Here is an 18,589-nt window from a genome sequence, read left to right as displayed (position 1 = left end):
ATAGATGGGTACCGGAACTGACCAAGCTCAGGCTCAGGCCTTGCAGGGCTTAGGAACTTAGGAATCTCCTGCAGCCTACAGTCTGGGCGCCCATTCCGAATTTGAGGAGGAACTCTCACGTGTCCGATGCATATAAACAAGCCGGAGTAGACATTGCCGCCGGCAACGAAGCGGTAGAACGCATGAAGAAGCATGTCAAGACGACCATGCGTCCGGAAGTATTGACGGAGCTTGGCGGCTTCGGCGGATTGTTCGGCTTGAACAAGGACAAATACGACGAACCGGTGCTCGTATCCGGTACGGACGGAGTCGGCACGAAGCTGAAGATCGCCTTCGCGATGGACAAGCATGACACGATCGGCATCGACGCGGTTGCCATGTGCGTCAACGATATTATCGTTCAAGGCGCGGAGCCGCTGTTTTTCCTCGATTACCTCGCTTGCGACAAAGTAATCCCTGAGAAAATCGAAGCGATCGTCAAAGGCATCAGCGACGGCTGCGTACAAGCGGGCGCTGCCTTGATCGGCGGCGAGACGGCAGAGATGCCGGGCATGTACAGCGAGGGCGAATACGATATCGCCGGTTTCACAGTCGGCGTCGTAGACAAGAAGAAGATCATCGACGGCAGCACGATCAAGCCGGGCGACGTTGTGCTCGGTCTGGCTTCCAGCGGCGTGCACAGCAACGGCTTCTCGCTTGTGCGCAAGCTGCTGCTTGAGCGTAAGGGCTACAGCCTGCACGATACGATCGATGAGCTGGGCGGCAAGCTGGGCGACGCGCTGCTCGCGCCGACCAAGATTTACGTTAAGCCGGTGCTGGCAGCGCTGCAGGAAGTGCCGATCAAGGGCATGGCCCATATCACGGGCGGCGGCTTCCTGGAAAATATTCCGCGTGTGCTGCCGGAAGGCGTGAACGTGGAAATCGACTACGGCTCCTGGCCGATTCTGCCGATCTTCGAGCTTATGCAGCGCGAGGGCGGCATTAGCAACAACGATATGTTCCGCACATTCAACATGGGCATCGGCATGGTCGTGATCGTAGCCGAGGAGCATGCGGACAAGGCTGCCGAGCTGTTCGCCGACAGCGGCGAGAGGCCGTACACGCTGGGCCGCGTAACGGAAGGCACCAGAATCGTGACGTTCAACGGTGCCGAGGTATGAGTGAAGCTCCATTTCGCATCGCCGTATTCGCATCGGGGAGCGGAAGCAATTTTCAAGCGATCGCGGATGCGGTGAAGGAAGGCCGGCTCGATGTCACCATCGAGCTTTTGGTCTGCGACCGGCCGAAGGCCAAGGTCGTGGAGCGGGCGAAGGAGGCGGGCGTGCCCGTCTATACGTTCAGCCCCAAGGAATATGCCTCGCGCCAGGACTATGAGCGTGAGATTCTTCGAGAGCTGCGGGAGCGGCAGGTTGAGCTTGTCGTATTGGCCGGTTATATGCGCATCCTGACGGAGGTGCTGGTGGACGCCTATTGGGGCCGGATGATCAATATCCATCCTTCGCTGCTGCCGTCGTTTCCGGGGCTTCACGCGGTTCGTCAAGCGCTGGCGCACGGCGTGAAGGTGACCGGAGTGACGGTGCATCTGGTGGACGGGGGATTGGACAGCGGTCCCATCCTGGCGCAGCGCGCGCTCCCCATCCTGGACGGAGATACCGAGGAGTCGCTGGAGAAGCGCATCCATCCGATCGAGCATGTTCTGTATCCGCAGGTGATCGGAGATATCGCGCAAGGAATTATCGATCTGGACAAAATCGTCAAGGCCAAGGCAAATAATTCTACAAAAGATGGGATGAGTAACCAATGAGCCAGTCTGTCAATACAAGCAACGCGCTTGAGCTGCGTTACGGCATGAACCCGCATCAGAAGCAAGCCAAGCTGTTCTCCGACGGTCCTCTGCCGATCCGTATTCTCAGCGGCGACCCGGGCTTTATCAACCTGCTGGACGCGCTCAACGGCTTCCAGCTCGCCCGCGAGCTGCGCAGCGCTACCGGCTTGCCGGCGGCGGCTTCGTTCAAGCATGTCAGCCCGGCCGGGGCGGCCGTAGCCGCTCCGCTCACGCCTGAGCTGGCGAAGGCTTACTTCGTCGAGGGGCTGGAGCTGTCTCCGCTGGCCACCGCCTATGCGCGCGCCCGCGGCGCGGACCGTATGTCCTCCTTCGGCGATGCGGCGGCGCTCAGCGATATCGTGGACGCTTCCACGGCGCAGCTGCTGAAGCGCGAGGTGTCCGATCTGGTCGTGGCTCCGGGTTATACGGAGGAAGCGCTGGAGATTTTGAAGGCGAAGAAGGGCGGCAAATACCTGATCATCGAGATCGACCCGGATTATGTGCCGGACCCTGTCGAGCTGCGCACACTGTTCGGCCTGAAGCTGCAGCAGGAGCGCAATGGCGCGGCTATCGACGCAAGCGCGCTGGAGCATATCGTTACCGAAAACAAGGAGCTGCCGGAGAATGCGAAGCGGGATATGCTGATCGCGCTCGTCACGCTCAAGTATACGCAGTCCAACTCGATCTGCTACACGCTGGACGGGCAAACGATCGGCATCGGCGCCGGACAGCAGTCCCGTATCCACTGTACGCGTCTGGCCGGCGACAAGGCGGACCGCTGGTTCCTTCGCCAGCATCCGACGGCGCTGAATATGAAGTTCCGCCAAGGGCTCTCCCGCGCGGAGCAGAACAATGCCATCGACCTGTGGCTGGAGGAAGAGCTGACGACGGTCGAGCAGCAGGCATGGGAAGCGGCCTTCGAGGAAGTGCCGGCCCGTCTGACGCGCGAGGAGAAGCGCGAATGGCTCTCCAAGCTTCAAGGCGTATCGTATGGCTCGGACGCATTCCTGCCGTTCCGTGACAACCTGGACCGCGCCAGCCGCAGCGGAGTGAAGTACGTCGTCCAGGCCGGAAGCTCTATGCGTGACGAAGAAGTGGTTCAAGCCGCCAACGACTACGGCATGGTTATGTCCTACTCGGGCGTTCGTTTATTCCATCACTAAAAAATGACCGGAGGCATGGAAAAGCCGTGACACATACAAGAGCCGCACAAGCTGAAGCCTATCTGGCTGGCTTGCAAGAGAATGTTTATCCGGGACGGGGCATCATCATCGGCCTGACGCCCGACGGTACGCGTCTGATCCAGGTGTACTGGATCATGGGACGCAGCGAGAACAGCCGCAACCGCGTATTTATCGAGGAGCCGAACGGCTTCCTCCGCACGGAGGCGAAGGACCCTGCGAAGCTGACCGATCCTTCGCTGATCATTTATTATCCGGTGAAGCATGCCGGCGGCGCCCATATCGTGACCAACGGCGATCAGACGGATACGATCCACGAAGCGCTGCAGGCCGGCGGTTCGTTCGAGTCTGCGCTGGCTACCCGGACCTATGAGCCGGATGCTCCCAACTTTACGCCGCGCATCAGCGGTATTGTGGACCTGAACGACAAGCAATTTGCGTACAAGCTGTCGATTCTGAAGTCGGCCGGCAACACGGAGGATCAGACGCTGCGTCATACGTATGCGTACGAGAAGGCGCTCCCGGGCTTCGGCCACTGCATCCATACGTATGCAGGCGACGGCAATCCGCTGCCTTCGTTCCAAGGCGAACCGGCTTTGGTGCCGCTGGCGAACGACGCAGAGGAAATTGCGAACCTGTACTGGAGCGCATTGAACGAAGAAAACAAGATCTCTCTGCTGGTCAAAACGATCCGGATCGAAGACGGCGCAAGCGAGCTGCTTGTCCGCAATAAGGAATAGAACGGGTTTCGGCGGCTGCTGAATGTGCGGATGAACGGGCGTTATCCCTTATATGGAGGACGATTGTCCGTTCATCCGGTACAGAGCGGCTGAAGAGCTGAAGCTGACTATAGATATAGACCTGAGGAATAAATATGCAGGAGTGACGAAGGGGAGCGTGGGACAGGTGCGAGTATTGGTAGTAGGCGGCGGCGGCCGCGAGCATGCAATATGCTGGGCGCTGAAGAAAAGCCCGAAGATCAGCGAGCTGTACTGCGCGCCGGGCAACGGCGGGATCGCTGCGGTAGCTGAGTGCGTGCCGATCGCGGTAGATAAATTCGCGGAAATTGCCCAATTTGCGCTTGACCAATCGATCGATCTGGTCGTGATCGGGCCTGATGATCCGCTGGCTGCGGGCATCGTGGATCACCTGGAGAGCAAAGGGCTGATGGTATACGGACCGCGGCAAAATGCGGCGATCATCGAAGGCAGCAAAGTATTCACGAAGCAGCTGCTCAAAAAATACAACATCCCGACAGCCGCTTACGAGTCTTTCGAAGCTTACGAGCCGGCGCGCGCTTATCTGGACCAGCTGCGCGCTCCGTATGTGATCAAGGCGGACGGTTTGGCTGCAGGCAAGGGCGTCATCATCGCCCAGACGCTGGAGGAAGCGGACAAGGCGCTGCAGGATATTATGGTGAACAAGGTGTTTGGAGAGTCAGGCAATCAGGTGGTCATCGAGGAATTTCTGACCGGTCAGGAGATGTCCATCCTGGCCTTCGTCGACGGCGAGACGGTTCGTCCGATGTCTCCGGCGCAGGATCACAAGGCCGTGTACGACGGCGACCAAGGCCCGAATACCGGCGGCATGGGCACTTATTCGCCGCTGCCGCATATTCCGCAATCGGTCATCGACGAGGCGATCGAGACGATCGTGAAGCCGACGGCCAGAGCGATGGTTGCCGAAGGCCGCCCGTTTCGCGGCGTGCTGTTCGCCGGGCTGATGCTCACGCCTGACGGCCCGAAAACGATCGAGTTCAACGCGCGTTTCGGCGATCCGGAGACTCAGGTCGTGCTGCCGCGGCTGAAGACGGATTTGCTCGATATCTTCTTGGCCAGCCTGAACGACCGACTGGATCAGATGGACATCGAGTGGAGCGATGAAGCGGCGGTTTGCGTCATTCTCGCTTCTCCAGGTTATCCTGCTTCCTATCCGAAGGGGCTGCCTATCGAGGGCGCCGATCAAGAGCTGGACGCTCTGGTGTTCCATGCCGGTACGGCTGTCAACGAGAACGGTCAGCTTGTGACAAGCGGCGGCCGTGTCATCGGCGTGACGGGCCTCGGAGCCGATATCGCAGAGGCGCGTCAGAAAGCCTATGCGGCGGCGGACCGCATTTATTTCGAAGGCAAGCATATGCGCACGGATATTGCAAAGCGGGCGCTGGTCTAACAGCATTCGCCGGGCTGACAGAGCTGTACCGGTACGGATCATTCCGTATACCGGTACGGCTTTTTTTTTGCGCAGCCGAACGTCTTAATCGGTTGCAGAACGGAAGCATGCTGCCAGCCTCTCAGGAAAAAGATTGCAATTCCTATAACAGGAAGAAGGTTAACATTTCAAGACAAGCGAGGGTTGACATCAGCTTGAACAGGGACTAAGATAAGAGATGGCTTTTGTTGAGAAAAGTTATCATTATCATTTGGAATGGATCAACTAAAGTCACTCAAGCAATGATATAGGGGGAGCATGTGCATCATGTTATTTATTCGCCATGTAAAACAGACGGCTGTAATTTCCATCATTCTTATTTTCGCGCTTGTTATAAGCGCCTGCGGCACGAAGGATAGCGGATCGTCCGGTGCGGCTGGAGCAGCGGGAGGCAAGCCGGAATCTCCGGCAGCGGCGGGAAAGCCTTATAAGGTAACGCACGCGATGGGCGAAACGGAAATCCCGGCCGTTCCGAAGCGTGTCGTTATTTTGACAAACGAAGGTACCGAAGCGCTGCTGGCGCTCGGCGTGAAGCCGGTGGGAGCGGTGAAGTCTTTTACCGGAAATCCGTGGTATGAGCATATCCAAGCGGATATGGAAGGCGTGACCGTGCTCGGGGAGGAAAGCCAGCCGAATCTGGAGCTGATCGCCTCGCTGCAGCCGGATCTGATCATCGGCAACAAGATGCGCCAAGAGAAAGTATACGAGCAGCTTAAGGCGATCGCGCCGACCGTGTTCTCGGAAACGCTGCGCGGCGAGTGGAAGAACAATTTCCGCCTGTACGCGGAAGCGCTCGGCAAGAAGGAAGAGGGCGATAAGGTCATCGCCGCCTTCGACAACCGGATAGAGGATTTCAAAAGCAAAGCCGGCGACAAACTACAGCAGAAAGTATCGGTCGTCCGGTTTATGGCCGGCAAGACGAGAATTTATTTGGCCGATACGTTTACGGGAATTATATTCAAGCAGATCGGCATCGCGCGTCCGGTAGTGAAATCGAAGGACAACTTCGCGGAGGAGATTCCGAAAGAACGGCTGCCTGAGGCGGACGGCGACATGATCTTCTATTTCACTTATGAAACGGGAGACGGCAAGGGCAGCAAGCAGGAGCAGGAGTGGCTGCAGGACCCGCTCTGGAAAAACCTGAACGCTGTGAAGAACAACAAGGTATACCGGGTAAATGACGCCATCTGGAATACGGCCGGCGGCGTAAAAGCCGCGAATCTGATGCTGGATGAGCTGTACAAAATTTACGGCATTCAAGCCTAAAGGCTTACCGGCCTATGCAGGCTGCGAGACCGCTTATCCCGAAACAAGGGGATAGGCGGTTTTTTAGATGTTGTCTTATTGACAGGTTAATCTGTAACATTTATAATAACAGTAAGACGCTCGAAGGGAAAGGATGGTCAGTGTGAACAGCGAATTCACAATTGCAGTACATAGCCTGGTGCTGCTCGCCTATCGTCCGGACCGCATGGCTACCAGCGAGATGATCGCGGCCAATGTGTGCACGCATCCCGCACGTGTGCGCAAGGTACTGAGCTGTCTGAAGAAAACCGGTTATGTCGCCACAAGAGAAGGCAGCGGCGGCGGCTATACGCTGGCCTGCGAGCCTGGGGAAGTAACGCTGGCCGAGATCTACCGGGTCACCTCGATCGGGTCCATCAAGCCATCCTGGTGCTCGGGAGATGTGGAAGAGGATTGTCTGGTCGCCTGCAATATGGCGGATGTGATGGACGGGATATTTTCGGAGGCGGAGAGCCGTATGCTGACGTTTCTGGAACAGATGAAGATCACGGATGTGCTGGAACGGTTGCGGGCGGCGCATGCGGCCAAGCCGTAGCAGGGAGCCGCAGTACGCGAAGCGCGAAGGCTCTCTCCCTGGGCCGACTGGACGGTCATGCAGCGGATGTTCGGCTGGTATGAGGTGCGTTATTTTCATGTTTCATCTGTTACCAAAATGGTGACAGTAAGTATAGGAGTCATGACTAAATATAAAGGAGAGATCCATTATGGCTATTGTTAGCGTGAAAGACAGCGAGTTTGCCCAAACGATTAAAGAAGGTGTGGTGCTGGTCGATTTCTGGGCACCTTGGTGCGGTCCGTGCAAGATGATCGCTCCGGTGCTGGAGGAGCTGAGCGCCAAGATGGGCGATGCTGTGACGATCGCCAAGGTGAATGTGGATGATAATCCGGAGACGGCCGGGCAGTATGGCGTCATGAGCATCCCGACTCTGAAGCTGTTCAAGGACGGCGTGGAGGTAGGGACTCAGGTTGGCTTCAAGCCTGCGCAGCAGCTGGAAGACTGGGTACAAGGCCAGCTGTAAGCCGGCCGAAAAGATGAGGCAGGCTGAAGCGGACGAGGCGTCCGCGGCCGTCGGAGCGAGACCGGAAGCGCAAGCAGTTGCGCTCCGGTCTCTTTGTATTTTTCCTGAATTAGCAAATGTTAGTGGAGCGGGCTGCGACGAATGTTGTATAATCACAGACAGGGAGAAAAGGATAGGGATACTGAAGGAGCGGCTGCTGCGTGCTTCGGATAAGGGGATGATGATCCATATTTCCATCACTATTTGTGGCGCACGGCCTGCCCACGCTCGCTTCGGAGCCGCATCGGTACGGGCGTTTCCTGAGCCTGCTTGCCTCCAAGCTTCCTAAGCCGCGCGCCATCGTTATATTCAGCTCCCACTGGGAGGCAGCGCCGCAGCGGATAGGGTCCGCTGTCCGTTATGAGACGATTCACGACTTCTTCGGCTACCCCGAGGAGCTATATGCCATTCAATACCGCGCTCAGGGAGAGATCGCCTTGGCGCTGCAGATTCGTTTGCAGCTGGAGAAGGAGGGAATCTCCTGCGAGCTCGACGATCAGAGGGGGCTTGATCACGGGGCCTGGATCGTATTGAAGCTGATGTATCCGCTCGCAGATGTTCCGGTGGTCTCCATGTCCGTCAACCCGGCGCTCGTCCCGGAGGAGCATTACCGGATAGGACGGGCGCTGTCCTTGCTTCGAGAGCGGCAGATCCTCATTTTGGGCAGCGGAGGCACGGTACATAATCTTGGAAAACTATCCTGGCAGGAGTCAGCGGCGGATGACTGGGCCATTGCGTTCGATGAGTGGCTGGCCGAATGTCTGGAGACCTGGGATATACGCCGGCTGTTCCGCTACGACCTTGAGGCTCCCTATGCCGGAGATGCCGTCGCAGGGGCCGGGCATCTCGCGCCGCTCTTGATCGCTATGGGATCGGCCCATTCCGGGAAGAAGGCCAAGCTGCTCCATCGCCAATACCAGTACGGCTCGTTGTCACTAAGCTGTTGGATGTTCGGATAATAAGGGTAAGCGTATATTTGCAGAAGAGGTGATGGAATGAAAGAAGACAAGCGTAGCGGCTCCAGAACGATGGTTGTTCTGCTCGCATGCCTGCTGGCCTGGGCAGCGGCCGGCTGCAGCCCGGACGGCGCGCCGGCGGCAACTGTGCCGGAGCAAGAGCCGGGGGGAGGAACAGTCCAGCCGGTCACTCCGGTCATTCCGGCTCCCAAGCCGGAGCCAGCCTATGCGGCCCCGCTTACCGGTATGAAGATTCCAAGTCCCAATGAAGTCAGACCGGTCATGGTCGTTGTCAATAATGCCCCGCAGGCCAGACCTCAGAGCGGCTTGTCCCAGGCCGATCTTCTGTTCGAGGTGCTGGCCGAAGGCGAAATCACCCGCCTGATCGCCTTCTATCAGAGCCGGTCTACGACGGACCCGGTGGGACCGGTGCGGAGTATTCGGCCTTATTTCATCAGCTTGGGCAAAGGCTATGGGGCCGTGCAGGTGCATGCAGGCGGGAGCCCTGACGGCTATGAGACGATTCGCAGGCAAAAAATCGAGAATCTGGATGAAATTACGAATGCGGGCACCTATTTCTGGCGAGAAAAGTCCCGCAAGGCTCCGCATAATCTGTACACGAGTATAGACAGCGCCAGGCAAGGGGCCGACAAGCGCGGCTTCCCGGGGCAGGGAAATGCCGAGCCGGTCTATTCCTTCCTCCAAACGCCGGAGGCGGCGGCAGCCTCTACGTCAGCTGGTACGACGACTGCCGGCACGACGACTACCGGGGCGGCGGTTGGCCTTGGCGGCGTCGACGCGTCCAGGATAGACATTACGTTCCTGCTCAAATCGTATCTTGTATCGTATGAATACGATCAGACGACAAGCTCTTATAAACGGTTTATCGATAAAGCTCCTCATATCGATCTGAATAATGGAGAGGCGCTGCAAGCGGCCAATGTCATTGTGATGGGAGCGGAGCACCGGGTGCTCGATCGCGAGGGGAGACGGGACGTCAAGCTGACCGGCTCGGGACCGGCCTTGTTGTTTCAGCAGGGCAAGGCGATCACGATCGAGTGGAGGCGGGAGCAGGAAAATAGCCCTGTCCGTTGGTATGAACAGGGCCGTGAGGTCGCATTGGTTCCGGGGCAGACGCATGTCATGATCGTACCGAAAACGCCGACTTTTGAGGAACATGTCGTTTATTGAGCGAGCAAGGATGGAACATTTTTTTTCCAAAGATCGACGTACGGATCGACCGCCCAATGGGCCATGATCACCGATTCGCTCGGAGTCAGCTCGATGGTGAGCAGCGGCGAAGGGATCAAGGCTCCCTGGTACGGGTACAAAATGAGATGAGTGGAGGTAACGACAAGGACGATATCCAGATTCGGTGATGAATAAGCGTCCACAGCGGCCGGCTGCATTCGCTTGATCTGGGTCCAATCCGGAGTCAGCTTGTCGTACGAGACCACCTCGACGGGCAGCGCAAGCGGCAAGTCCTTCAACTGATAGCTGACGCCCTCGCCGGAACCGGCCGTCTCGTACGAAGCGACCTGGCCGATCCAGCGGCCCTGCTGACGGCTGACCGTCCAGCTCTCGCCAGCCGTATCGGCCAGAGAAGCTTCCTTCGTCGGGCTCTGTCCTGCTGCAGGCGGCAAAACGGGCGTGATCTGACGCAGCACAGGCTCGACGCTGCTGCCGAATATATCCTTCAGCTTGACATGGGGCTGCTGCAGGGATGAAGCTTCCACAGCCGCCGTTCGTTCGGCGAGCTGAGGGACTTCCTTGACCCACACAGACCGCGAATTTCTAGCGGCGCCCGCTTCATCCCGGTCTGTGAGCTGCTGCTCGATAGCGACGTAGCGATTGCCGACGAACAGCAGCCTCTCGGATAGCGCAGACGATGGACGAAGCGGCTGAGCCGGGCTGCCTCCGGACTTGGGCGCGGAACGGCCCGCTCTGGCAAGCGTCGCGGTCCACCGGAGCGCAGAGTCTCCGTTCCGGACGTCCTGGCTTGACTGCTCGCTCAGATGCCAGAAATCCATCTTGTACGGCATCAAAATGCCGGAGCCTTCGGCGGCTACGCGCAGCCTGCCTCCATCGGGGGCGATGAGCAAGGTGCGGTATTCGCTGGTTTCACCCGGGCCGGAGGCCAGTTTCCGGTCGGTCCGCAGCCCGACAAGCAGGGCGGACCGCACGGAGGATTCGTAATCCCTCATGACGACGGAAGCCGTCTGAGGGGCTTGCTCGTGCTCGAGCCCGGTCTTCGACGGGGAGGGGAGCAGCTGCTCATTCCCGCCCAGCGTGAATATGAACAGCCCAAGGACGGCGGCCATACCTGCCGCGGCTATCCAGGGCCGTTTCCATACCGGGGCGGCCCGCGGAGGGTCTGCATGCTCCAGGCGGGCTTCGATGCGCTGGCGCAAGGCATGGGTGAAGCCATCTTGATCGAACGGGCCGTTGCTTAGCTGCTGTTTCCACTTATTGTCGATCGGTTCCATGGTCAAGACTCTCCTTCAACCTTGATATTTTGCCCCGCGCATGAAATAACCTGGACTTGACTGTCCCTTCGCTGACCCCAAGCACATCCGCTATCTCCTTCATCGAGAGCTGATGGTGAGCGAACAGAATGAGCACCTCCCGATATTTGACGGGCAGCTTCAGGACGAGATCCCACATCTCGTTCATCCTAAGCCGGCCCATCACCTCCTGCTCGGCCGAGGAAGCCGCAGCCTGTTCTTCTTTGGCGGAGAAGGCATCCACTAAGGTAACCTTCCGCAGGAAGGCGGATTTGCGGTAATCCAGCGTCATATTCCGGGTGATGGCGAGCAGCCACGTTTTCACCGATGATTCGCTGCGAAACGTATACAAATTCCGAAACACCTTGATGAAAACCTCTTGCGTAATATCGTCAGCCTGATCCCACTTGCGTGTGATGCTATAGGCATAGTTCCATACGTCCTTGCCGTAGGCGGTCATAAGCTCATGCAAAATTTCTTTTTTGTCCGTGCAGTCGGACAAGTATTTTAAATAATCGAAGTTAACTTCCGAATCCAAAACGGACACCTCTAATCTTTGGACGATCAGGTACTGGCAAAAGTTCAGTCTCTTACCAGTGTACTTGGATCGCGGGTATTAATAAAGAGGTTTCGTCCGGATAACGGTACATACGTCAGCGTTCCGTCAGCGCCCGGTCAGGGGCCGGCAGTCTCAGGCACCGACACAAGCGCATAGCCTTCTGTCTTCAGGTAATCGATCACCTTGGGCAGCGCCTCGAGCGTGTTGCTCAAGTCGCCCTTTCTGCCGCCGAAGCTGTGCATCAGTATGATGCCTCCGGGCTTGGTCTGTTTGCGGACAAGCGCCATGATCTCAGAGGGCGAGGTCCCCGCCCAGTCCCGGGTATCGACGGTCCAGCCTACGAGCGTGCGATCCGCCGCCTTCAGACGTTCCTTCAACCGATCTGGCGCAGCGCCATAAGGCGCACGGAACAAGCGGGGGACATCTCCCGCGATCCGAAGAAGACGGCGGTCCGCTTCTTCAATTTCCCGGTCCATCTGCTCATCCGTGAGTTTGGAGAAATTGGCATGGGAGAGGGAATGATTGCCGATCGCATGGCCTTCGTCCAGGATGCGCTTCAGGATATCCGGATGCTTGTCCACCTGGTCGCCCACGACGAAAAAGGTGGCCTTCACCCCGTGCTCCTTCAGAATGTCGAGCACGGCCGGCGTATACTTGGCATCGGGGCCATCGTCAAAGGTCAAGGCGACTCGCTTGCCTGCGAGAGGAGGGGCTGCTTCCGAAGCGGCCGGCTGAGTCTTGATCTCTGTTCGTTGCGGCGGTGCGGACGGTTGTTCCGCCAGGACAGCGGAGGTTGCTGCAGGCATTATGCGCGGCAGCGCAGCGTCTGCCGTCTGGATCGCCGGGCTGCTGTCGCCTGCGCTGTTCCAGACTAGGGGGTCGGGAGAGGGGAGCGGTGCGCTCATCCCCTCGGTCCAGACGAGGGTGGTCAGCAGGACGGCGGAGGCTCCCAGGAAGGAAGCTCCGGCCCACATCCATTTGCGGTCCAGTTCTAATCGTGTTGCCATTTCCGTTTCCTCTTTCATCGGCTACATCGGCTGCGCTCGGATGGGGTCGAAGCACAGCGGATGATTACCTATTTTGACGAAACGGATCGAATATCGGTTCACGATCTGACAGGCTGAAGCTAGAAATATTTTCGGAAGGAAACCGGACGCGTACCGTTGGTGGAAAGCGTATACAATTATAGGTATGACTGGCGACAAGGATGGGTCTCTCGCAAAATCAGCATGCGCACAAAACAAACCGACGCTTGTCCGTTGCCGGATGCGTCAGTTTGTATGGGCTGGAGGCTTCCGCCTCTCGTGATCATACATGCGGGTTAATAAACGCCGCCTATAGGAGGGACGAAAGTTTCCTCACGGCGGTCGCGGCGCAGAGCCGCTTCCTGTTCGTCCCGTACATGATTGTCGTCGTCGTGCCAGACGAGCACCAGCACTTTGCCTTTATCGAGTTCCGCTTCCAGGCGGTCTGCTTCCGCCGCGGAGATGCCCATCGATTCGATCTTGGCTCGCAGCTGATCGCCTCTGGAGCGAAACAGGTTGGCGAAGGCCGTGCCTACTCCTTCTTCCAGCATGCCGATCGTATTGGCGTCGGTCAGCTTGCTGAGTTCATCCGTACGGTCGGTTTCATGAGCCAGCACATAGATCTCACTCAGCGGATGCCCTTCGTCACGAAATTCGCGGATGGCGCGAACTACTTGATCCGTATGGTCAACGAGCTTAATTTTTGTATTCATGGCACATTCCCTCCCGTTAATATAAATGGCCGCTTCATGCCAAGGCCAGGCGTCAGGGGTGAATGGGGGCCCTAAAGCGGCATGAAGCGGTGCGGCCGCTGGAACCGGCCTGCTTGTCCATTCTTACCCGCTGCAATCTGCGTTGAATCAGCATTTTGGTGTTTCAAAATCACGGCTTTACGGTTACATAATAGTAGAAACTTCGCTATAATGAAAAGATCGGGACAATATTATGGGGTCTTAGGAAACTTCGAACGCAGCCAAGACATAGATCGGCATTGAATCAGGCTAAGGAGCGACAGGACATGAACATCGCGATTGTGGATGACAATCCGGTCAATATTATCGTCATCGAGAAAATATTAAAAAGCGCCGGATACAGCTCCTTCTGGAAGGAATCTTCGGCGATCGACCTGCTTAAGCGGCTGAACGGTCATGCCGAAGAGGGGAAAATCCCCGTCGATCTGATCCTCATGGATATGATGATGCCGGAGATGGACGGGATAGAAGCATGCCGCATCATCCAGGGGGATGAGCGTATGAAGGATATTCCCGTCATTATCGTGACGGCTCTCGGGGATTCCAACAAGCTTGCGGAAGCGCTGGATGCCGGGGCGATCGATTATGTCATGAAGCCGGTCAATAAGGTGGAGCTGATCGCGCGCATCCGAGTGGCTCTCCGCCTCAAATTCGAGAAGGACTGGCACAAGGAGAATGAGGCGCGGATCAACAGCGAGCTGGAGCTCGCCAGACAAGTTCAGGGAAGTGTTCTCAGCTTGCCGCTGGTCCAGGAGAATCTGTCGATCGGGGCGGCTTATTATCCCTCTTCCGAGCTGGCAGGCGACTTCTACGCCTGGTACCGGATCGACGAGCATCGCTACGGCGCCATCATCCTGGATATTATGGGACACGGCATCTCCTCTTCGCTTGTCTGCATGTTTATCTCCTCAGTAATGCAGGACACGATTACGAGATTTGTATCGCCGGAGTTCGTTATAACCGAGCTTAACCGTTATATGAATCAATTGAACCAGAAGAGCGAGAGCGTCAGTTATTATTTTACGGCCATTTATTTGCTGATCGATACGCACAAGCGGACGATCGAATATGTCAATGCCGGCCATCCTCCCGGTTTTCTGTTTGAGGAGGGGAAGGAGCCGGTAGCGCTGGACCAGGGCAGCTGCGCGGTCGGTTTTTTTGATCAGATGGATATCGTCAAATGCGTTTACGCTTACGAGCAGCCGATTCGCATCGTGTTATATACGGACGGACTGCTGGAGGAGCTCCCGCTTCCGCCCGATTATCCGGATGAAAGCTCGGAGGCGGACGTGCTCCGCGACTGCTTGCATGCTCACGTGATTGAAGGGCAGTGCCCGGAGCATCTGGTGCAGCAGGTGCTGCCGGCGGACATTCTGGAGGCGCGCAAGGACGATATCTGCCTGGTATTGGTCACAGCGTTCTGAAGAGTGTCAACATGCAGGATAAAAAGGCCACGGGGCTGGGGATGAGGATGGGTAACGAAGAATGAAAATGAAAGCGAAACTTCTGCTGGGCTTCGGGATTCTGCTCGTCATTTTATTTACACTTGCTGGCATTGGAATCAACCGTCTCACCAGTACGGATAATAGCATTAAGGAAATTTACGGGAATCGTTACGAGAAGGTCAAACTGAGCATGCAGATGCGCAAGGATACGTATGAGCTGGCCCAGGCGCTGGGGAATTTGCTGCTGGTCACGGACGAAGCGGCGAGCCGCATTACGATGGAGCGGATGAGGGCGCTGGGTGCTTCGGTCAAGAAGAAGCTGCAGGAGATCGACTCCCTTCCGCTGGATGCGACCGAGCGTTCCATGGTCGATACTCTCCAGGCGCGGACGGATGCTTATGTGGTCTATACGGAACAGACGATCCAGATGTATCAGGAAGGAAAAAAGCAGCAGGCGATCGATCTGCGCAACGGTGAAGGCTCCAGGCTGAGGGATGACCTGATGCAGTCCATGGCCGAATTCAATCAGCTCCAGGAGCAGTTCATGGACGCGGAAGTCAGCTCGACGCTGAACGTGAACAAGCAAACGTTCAACATGACGGGGATATTGACCTTGTTCGGTCTTCTTATCGGTGCTGGCATCATGTATTGGATCGTGCACAGCATGAGCAGAGGGATTGGCGTGCTGACCACGATGATTACGAGCTTCAGCAATGCCAAGTGGGGAGAAAGCTCGTTCCGGATCCCCGTCGTATCGACTGACGAGTTCGGCCAGGTCGCCCGGATGTTCAATCAGCTGGCCGATGATCTGGAGCAGTCTGCGCTTAAGGAGCGGGAGCTGAACAAGCTGAATGAAGATATGCTGTGGCTGCAGACGGAAGCTGTCAATTTGTATGGCAATCTTCAGGAGAGCACTCGGGTCGAGAAGCTTGCCGAAGGCTTCATCAGTCAGCTGGCCCGCGTGCTTCAGGCCTACAGCGGAGCCTTCTATGTGGTGAATACTGACGCGATGAGGGAGAAGTCGCTGCAGCTTGCCGGCTCATATGCGGCCGGAGACAGCGAAGCTGTCCGGGAGGTGAGTATTGGCCAAGGGCTTGTCGGACAGGCGGCCAAGGACGGCAGACAGATCCGGATCACCGGCCATGCAGGCGAATATGGGGAGATTCGTTCTTCCTACGGCGGCATGGAGCCGATGAACGTGATCGTCCAGCCTGTCGTGTATGAAGACGAGGTTATCGCCGTGTTTGAGCTGGTAGGCTTCAGGGAAAATTCGGAGCTGGAGCTGAAGCTGATCGCTGAAGTGTCGGAGCGCGTAGGCGTGCTGCTCAATATGCTGCAGAGCAGACTTAAGATCGAGGAGCTGCTGCGCATCCATCAGGCGTTGACTGATGAGCTGCAAACCCAGTCGGAGGAGCTGCTGTCGCAACAGGATGAACTTAAGGCGTCCAACGAGAGACTCGAGGAGCAGACGAAGGCGCTGCAGGCGTCTGAGGAGCTGCTGCAGCGTCAGCAGGAGGAGCTGGAGCAGACCAATGACGCGCTGATGCGCAAATCGGCTGAGCTGGAGGAGCAGGTGACGGCGACGGAGGAGGTTAACCGTCAGGTCGAGCTTGTCAACCAGTCGCTCGAGGAGCAGGCGCTTGAGCTTGCGCTGGCTTCCCGCTACAAAACGGAGTTTCTGGCGAATATGTCGCATGAGCTGCGGACTCCGCTGAACAGCTTGTTGATCTTGTCCCAGCTGCTTAAGGAGAACAAGGACCGCAACCTGAGCGACAAGCAGGTCGAATATGCGGAGACGATCTATTCGTCCGGCTGCGATCTGCTCAAGCTGATCGATGATGTACTGGATCTGGCCAAGGTCGAATCCGGACGGATGGATGTTCATCCCGAGACGGTGATGATCCACGATATCGTCGATTCGATCGACAAAACCTTCAAGCCGCTTGCCCGGACGAAGGGGCTCGACTTCGATATTCGTGTACAGGAAAGCGTGCCGGACCGGATCGAAACGGATTACGGGCGGCTTCAGCAAATTCTCAAGAACCTGCTGTCCAACGCCTTGAAGTTTACTTCAAAAGGAAGCGTCACGGTAACGATCCGCCCGCACGCGGGCGGAGACAAAGGGCGCGGCTCCATGATAGCCTTCGATGTGGAGGATACGGGAATCGGCATATCGCCGGATAAGCAGGAGCTGATCTTCGAAGCGTTCCAGCAAGCCGACGGCACAACCAGCCGCAAGTACGGCGGCACGGGTCTGGGCCTGTCGATCAGCAAACAATTTGCCGCGCTGATTCATGGTGAGATTGGGCTTCGCAGCGAAGAGGGGAAGGGCAGCTGCTTCACGCTGTATATCCCGCAGGAGCTGGAGCTGGAGAATGCCGTGCGTGAAGCGGCTCCAGCAGCGGATATCAAGCTCAAAGCTTCAGCCTACCCCGTCTCAAAGGTGAAGGAAGCAGTCGAAGTCCAGGCTTATCCGAGCGCGGGGAAAATCGTTGACAGCCCGCTGCTGGGAACCTTGATAGATGATCGGGACCGCATCGAGCCGGGGGACCGTGTCCTGCTGATCATCGAGGATGATGTGCAGTTCGCTGCGATTCTGCTCGATATGGCCCGCAACCGCGGCTTCAAGTCGATCGTGGCGCTGCAGGGCGATACGGGCCTCCAGCTGGCAAGAAGACATGTGCCGGACGCGATCCTGCTGGATATTCAGCTGCCGGTGATCGACGGCTGGTCGGTGCTTGTTCAGTTGAAGGGCGACTCGGCTACCCGGCATATTCCGGTGCATGTCATCTCGGTCGTGGACGAGATTCAGCAGGGGCTGTCGATGGGAGCGATCGCTTGGCTGAGGAAACCTTCGGGCAAGGAGCAGCTGGAGCAGGCGTTCGCGCATATCCAGTCGTTCCTAAACCGCGATCTTCGCACCCTGCTGATTCTTCAATCCGAAGAGACGGGTAACAGCGGGCTGGTCGAGCTGATCTCTCATGACGATGTCAGCATCACCGCCCTGTCGGACGAAAGCGAAGCGCTCAGGCAGCTTAAGGCGCAGCCTTACGATTGTATGGTGATCGATTACGGGCATTCGGATCTGGCGCTGTATGAAGTCCTCGACCGGATCAAGGCCGACGAGGCGCTGCGCCGCATCCCGATCATATTGTACACGGGCAAGACGCTGGATAAACGCGATCAGATGCGGCTCAAGAAATACGCCGAGTCGATCATTATCAAGGATGTCAAATCTCCGGAGCGGCTGCTGGACGAAACGTCGCTGTTCCTGCACCGGATCGAAACGAAGCTGCCGGAAGAAAAGCAGCGGGTGCTGCAGAAGCTGCACAGCATCGAAGCGGTGTTCTCCGGCAGAAAGGTGCTGCTGGTCGACGACGATATCCGCAATGTATTCGCTCTGTCCAACCTGCTCGAGGGACTGGACATGGAGGTCGCTTTTGCCGAGACGGGCAAGCAGGCGCTGGCGCAGCTGGAGCGCGAGCCGGACTTCGATCTCGTGCTGATGGATATTATGATGCCCGAAATGGACGGGTACGAGGCGATGCGGACGATCCGGGCGGACGAACGATTCGACCGTCTGCCGATCATCGCCTTGACGGCGAAGGCGATGAAGGATGACCGCGAGAAGTGTATACAGGCAGGAGCTTCCGACTATATCACCAAGCCGATCCATACGGAGCAACTGCTTTCGCTCATGAGGGTGTGGTTATGCAAATGAGTGACAGGGACTCGCTGGGAAAGCTGCCCGAGCTGGACTCGCTGCGCCGA

General features: G+C 57.4%; 16 protein-coding genes. 12 read left to right on the top strand and 4 right to left on the bottom strand.

Annotated features, from left to right (window positions below; genetic code table 11):
* Positions 1 to 119 precede the first annotated feature (119 nt).
* From purM to BLR08_RS22835, 10 genes are all read left to right on the top strand, one after another.
* Positions 120 to 1,160, top strand: a complete 1,041-nt coding sequence (gene purM / locus BLR08_RS22880; protein ID WP_072335409.1) for a phosphoribosylformylglycinamidine cyclo-ligase — start codon at positions 120 to 122, stop codon at positions 1,158 to 1,160.
* Complete coding sequence (gene purN, locus BLR08_RS22875; protein ID WP_072335412.1) at positions 1,157 to 1,804, top strand: phosphoribosylglycinamide formyltransferase; 648 nt, start codon at positions 1,157 to 1,159, stop codon at positions 1,802 to 1,804. The genes purM and purN overlap by 4 nt, the downstream gene beginning before the upstream one ends.
* On the top strand, positions 1,801 to 2,988 hold the full coding sequence (locus tag BLR08_RS22870; protein ID WP_072335415.1) for a phosphoribosylaminoimidazolecarboxamide formyltransferase: 1,188 nt from the start codon (positions 1,801 to 1,803) through the stop codon (positions 2,986 to 2,988). The genes purN and BLR08_RS22870 overlap by 4 nt, the downstream gene beginning before the upstream one ends.
* Before the next feature lie 26 nt (positions 2,989 to 3,014).
* Entirely contained in the window at positions 3,015 to 3,746 is a 732-nt protein-coding gene (locus BLR08_RS22865) for an IMP cyclohydrolase (RefSeq protein ID WP_072335418.1), read from the top strand.
* 166 nt (positions 3,747 to 3,912) lie between these two features.
* Positions 3,913 to 5,175, top strand: coding sequence for a phosphoribosylamine--glycine ligase (gene purD, locus BLR08_RS22860; protein ID WP_072335637.1), 1,263 nt, complete (start codon positions 3,913 to 3,915; stop codon positions 5,173 to 5,175).
* A gap of 306 nt (positions 5,176 to 5,481) precedes the next feature.
* The gene (locus BLR08_RS22855) at positions 5,482 to 6,480 is read left to right on the top strand and encodes an ABC transporter substrate-binding protein (protein WP_072335421.1); all 999 of its coding nucleotides are present in this window, start codon (positions 5,482 to 5,484) and stop codon (positions 6,478 to 6,480) included.
* Between the two features lie 142 nt (positions 6,481 to 6,622).
* Complete coding sequence (locus BLR08_RS22850; protein ID WP_072335642.1) at positions 6,623 to 7,054, top strand: RrF2 family transcriptional regulator; 432 nt, start codon at positions 6,623 to 6,625, stop codon at positions 7,052 to 7,054.
* A gap of 169 nt (positions 7,055 to 7,223) precedes the next feature.
* Positions 7,224 to 7,538 carry a thioredoxin gene (gene trxA / locus BLR08_RS22845; RefSeq protein WP_072335424.1) on the top strand — a complete coding sequence of 105 codons (315 nt, stop codon included), beginning with the start codon at positions 7,224 to 7,226 and terminating at the stop codon, positions 7,536 to 7,538.
* Positions 7,539 to 7,783: 245 nt separating this feature from the next.
* Positions 7,784 to 8,536 (top strand): dioxygenase family protein, encoded by a 753-nt coding sequence (locus BLR08_RS22840; protein ID WP_371117632.1) that lies wholly within the window; start codon positions 7,784 to 7,786, stop codon positions 8,534 to 8,536.
* 36 nt (positions 8,537 to 8,572) lie between these two features.
* Positions 8,573 to 9,724: a DUF3048 domain-containing protein gene (locus BLR08_RS22835; RefSeq protein ID WP_072335430.1), complete on the top strand. Its 1,152-nt coding sequence runs from the start codon at positions 8,573 to 8,575 to the stop codon at positions 9,722 to 9,724.
* Here the strand turns inward: BLR08_RS22835 and BLR08_RS22830 are convergent.
* The 4 genes from BLR08_RS22830 to BLR08_RS22815 all read right to left on the bottom strand — a co-directional run bounded on the left by BLR08_RS22830 (position 9,718) and on the right by BLR08_RS22815 (position 13,334).
* A complete protein-coding gene (locus BLR08_RS22830; RefSeq protein ID WP_072335444.1) occupies positions 9,718 to 11,019 on the bottom strand; it encodes a hypothetical protein in 1,302 nt (433 codons plus the stop codon). The two genes, BLR08_RS22835 and BLR08_RS22830, sit on opposite strands and share 7 nt — an antisense overlap.
* Positions 11,000 to 11,575 (bottom strand): RNA polymerase sigma factor, encoded by a 576-nt coding sequence (locus BLR08_RS22825; RefSeq protein WP_072335447.1) that lies wholly within the window; start codon positions 11,573 to 11,575, stop codon positions 11,000 to 11,002. The genes BLR08_RS22830 and BLR08_RS22825 overlap by 20 nt, the downstream gene beginning before the upstream one ends.
* Before the next feature lie 137 nt (positions 11,576 to 11,712).
* Positions 11,713 to 12,603, bottom strand: a complete 891-nt coding sequence (locus BLR08_RS22820; RefSeq protein WP_072335450.1) for a polysaccharide deacetylase family protein — start codon at positions 12,601 to 12,603, stop codon at positions 11,713 to 11,715.
* A gap of 314 nt (positions 12,604 to 12,917) precedes the next feature.
* Positions 12,918 to 13,334, bottom strand: a complete 417-nt coding sequence (locus BLR08_RS22815) for a YflT domain-containing protein (RefSeq protein WP_072335453.1) — start codon at positions 13,332 to 13,334, stop codon at positions 12,918 to 12,920.
* A gap of 305 nt (positions 13,335 to 13,639) precedes the next feature.
* Here BLR08_RS22815 and BLR08_RS22810 point away from each other — a divergent pair, with 305 nt between their 5' ends.
* Both BLR08_RS22810 and BLR08_RS22805 read left to right on the top strand, forming a co-directional pair.
* On the top strand, positions 13,640 to 14,797 hold the full coding sequence (locus BLR08_RS22810) for a PP2C family protein-serine/threonine phosphatase (protein ID WP_072335456.1): 1,158 nt from the start codon (positions 13,640 to 13,642) through the stop codon (positions 14,795 to 14,797).
* A 61-nt stretch (positions 14,798 to 14,858) separates the two neighbouring features.
* A complete protein-coding gene (locus BLR08_RS22805; RefSeq protein ID WP_072335458.1) occupies positions 14,859 to 18,539 on the top strand; it encodes a response regulator in 3,681 nt (1,226 codons plus the stop codon).
* Positions 18,540 to 18,589 lie beyond the last annotated feature (50 nt).

Origin of the sequence: Paenibacillus sp. cl123 (assembly GCF_900101595.1) — a bacterium.
Classification (GTDB): domain Bacteria; phylum Bacillota; class Bacilli; order Paenibacillales; family NBRC-103111; genus Paenibacillus_G.
Note: the sequence above shows the minus strand (reverse complement) of the source record. Positions and strands in the feature narration are given on the sequence as shown.

Bases quoted from the DNA above. Each gene is read 5' to 3' on its own strand.
- BLR08_RS22810 (WP_072335456.1), top strand. From the start codon at position 13,640: ATGAACATCGCGATTGTGGATGACAATCCGGTCAATATTATCGTCATC.
- BLR08_RS22835 (WP_072335430.1), top strand. From the start codon at position 8,573: ATGAAAGAAGACAAGCGTAGCGGCTCCAGAACGATGGTTGTTCTGCTC.
- BLR08_RS22830 (WP_072335444.1), bottom strand. From the start codon at position 11,019: ATGGAACCGATCGACAATAAGTGGAAACAGCAGCTAAGCAACGGCCCG.
- BLR08_RS22805 (WP_072335458.1), top strand. From the start codon at position 14,859: ATGAAAATGAAAGCGAAACTTCTGCTGGGCTTCGGGATTCTGCTCGTC.
- purN (WP_072335412.1), top strand. From the start codon at position 1,157: ATGAGTGAAGCTCCATTTCGCATCGCCGTATTCGCATCGGGGAGCGGA.
- BLR08_RS22815 (WP_072335453.1), bottom strand. From the start codon at position 13,334: ATGAATACAAAAATTAAGCTCGTTGACCATACGGATCAAGTAGTTCGC.
- BLR08_RS22820 (WP_072335450.1), bottom strand. From the start codon at position 12,603: ATGGCAACACGATTAGAACTGGACCGCAAATGGATGTGGGCCGGAGCT.
- BLR08_RS22855 (WP_072335421.1), top strand. From the start codon at position 5,482: ATGTTATTTATTCGCCATGTAAAACAGACGGCTGTAATTTCCATCATT.
- trxA (WP_072335424.1), top strand. From the start codon at position 7,224: ATGGCTATTGTTAGCGTGAAAGACAGCGAGTTTGCCCAAACGATTAAA.
- BLR08_RS22870 (WP_072335415.1), top strand. From the start codon at position 1,801: ATGAGCCAGTCTGTCAATACAAGCAACGCGCTTGAGCTGCGTTACGGC.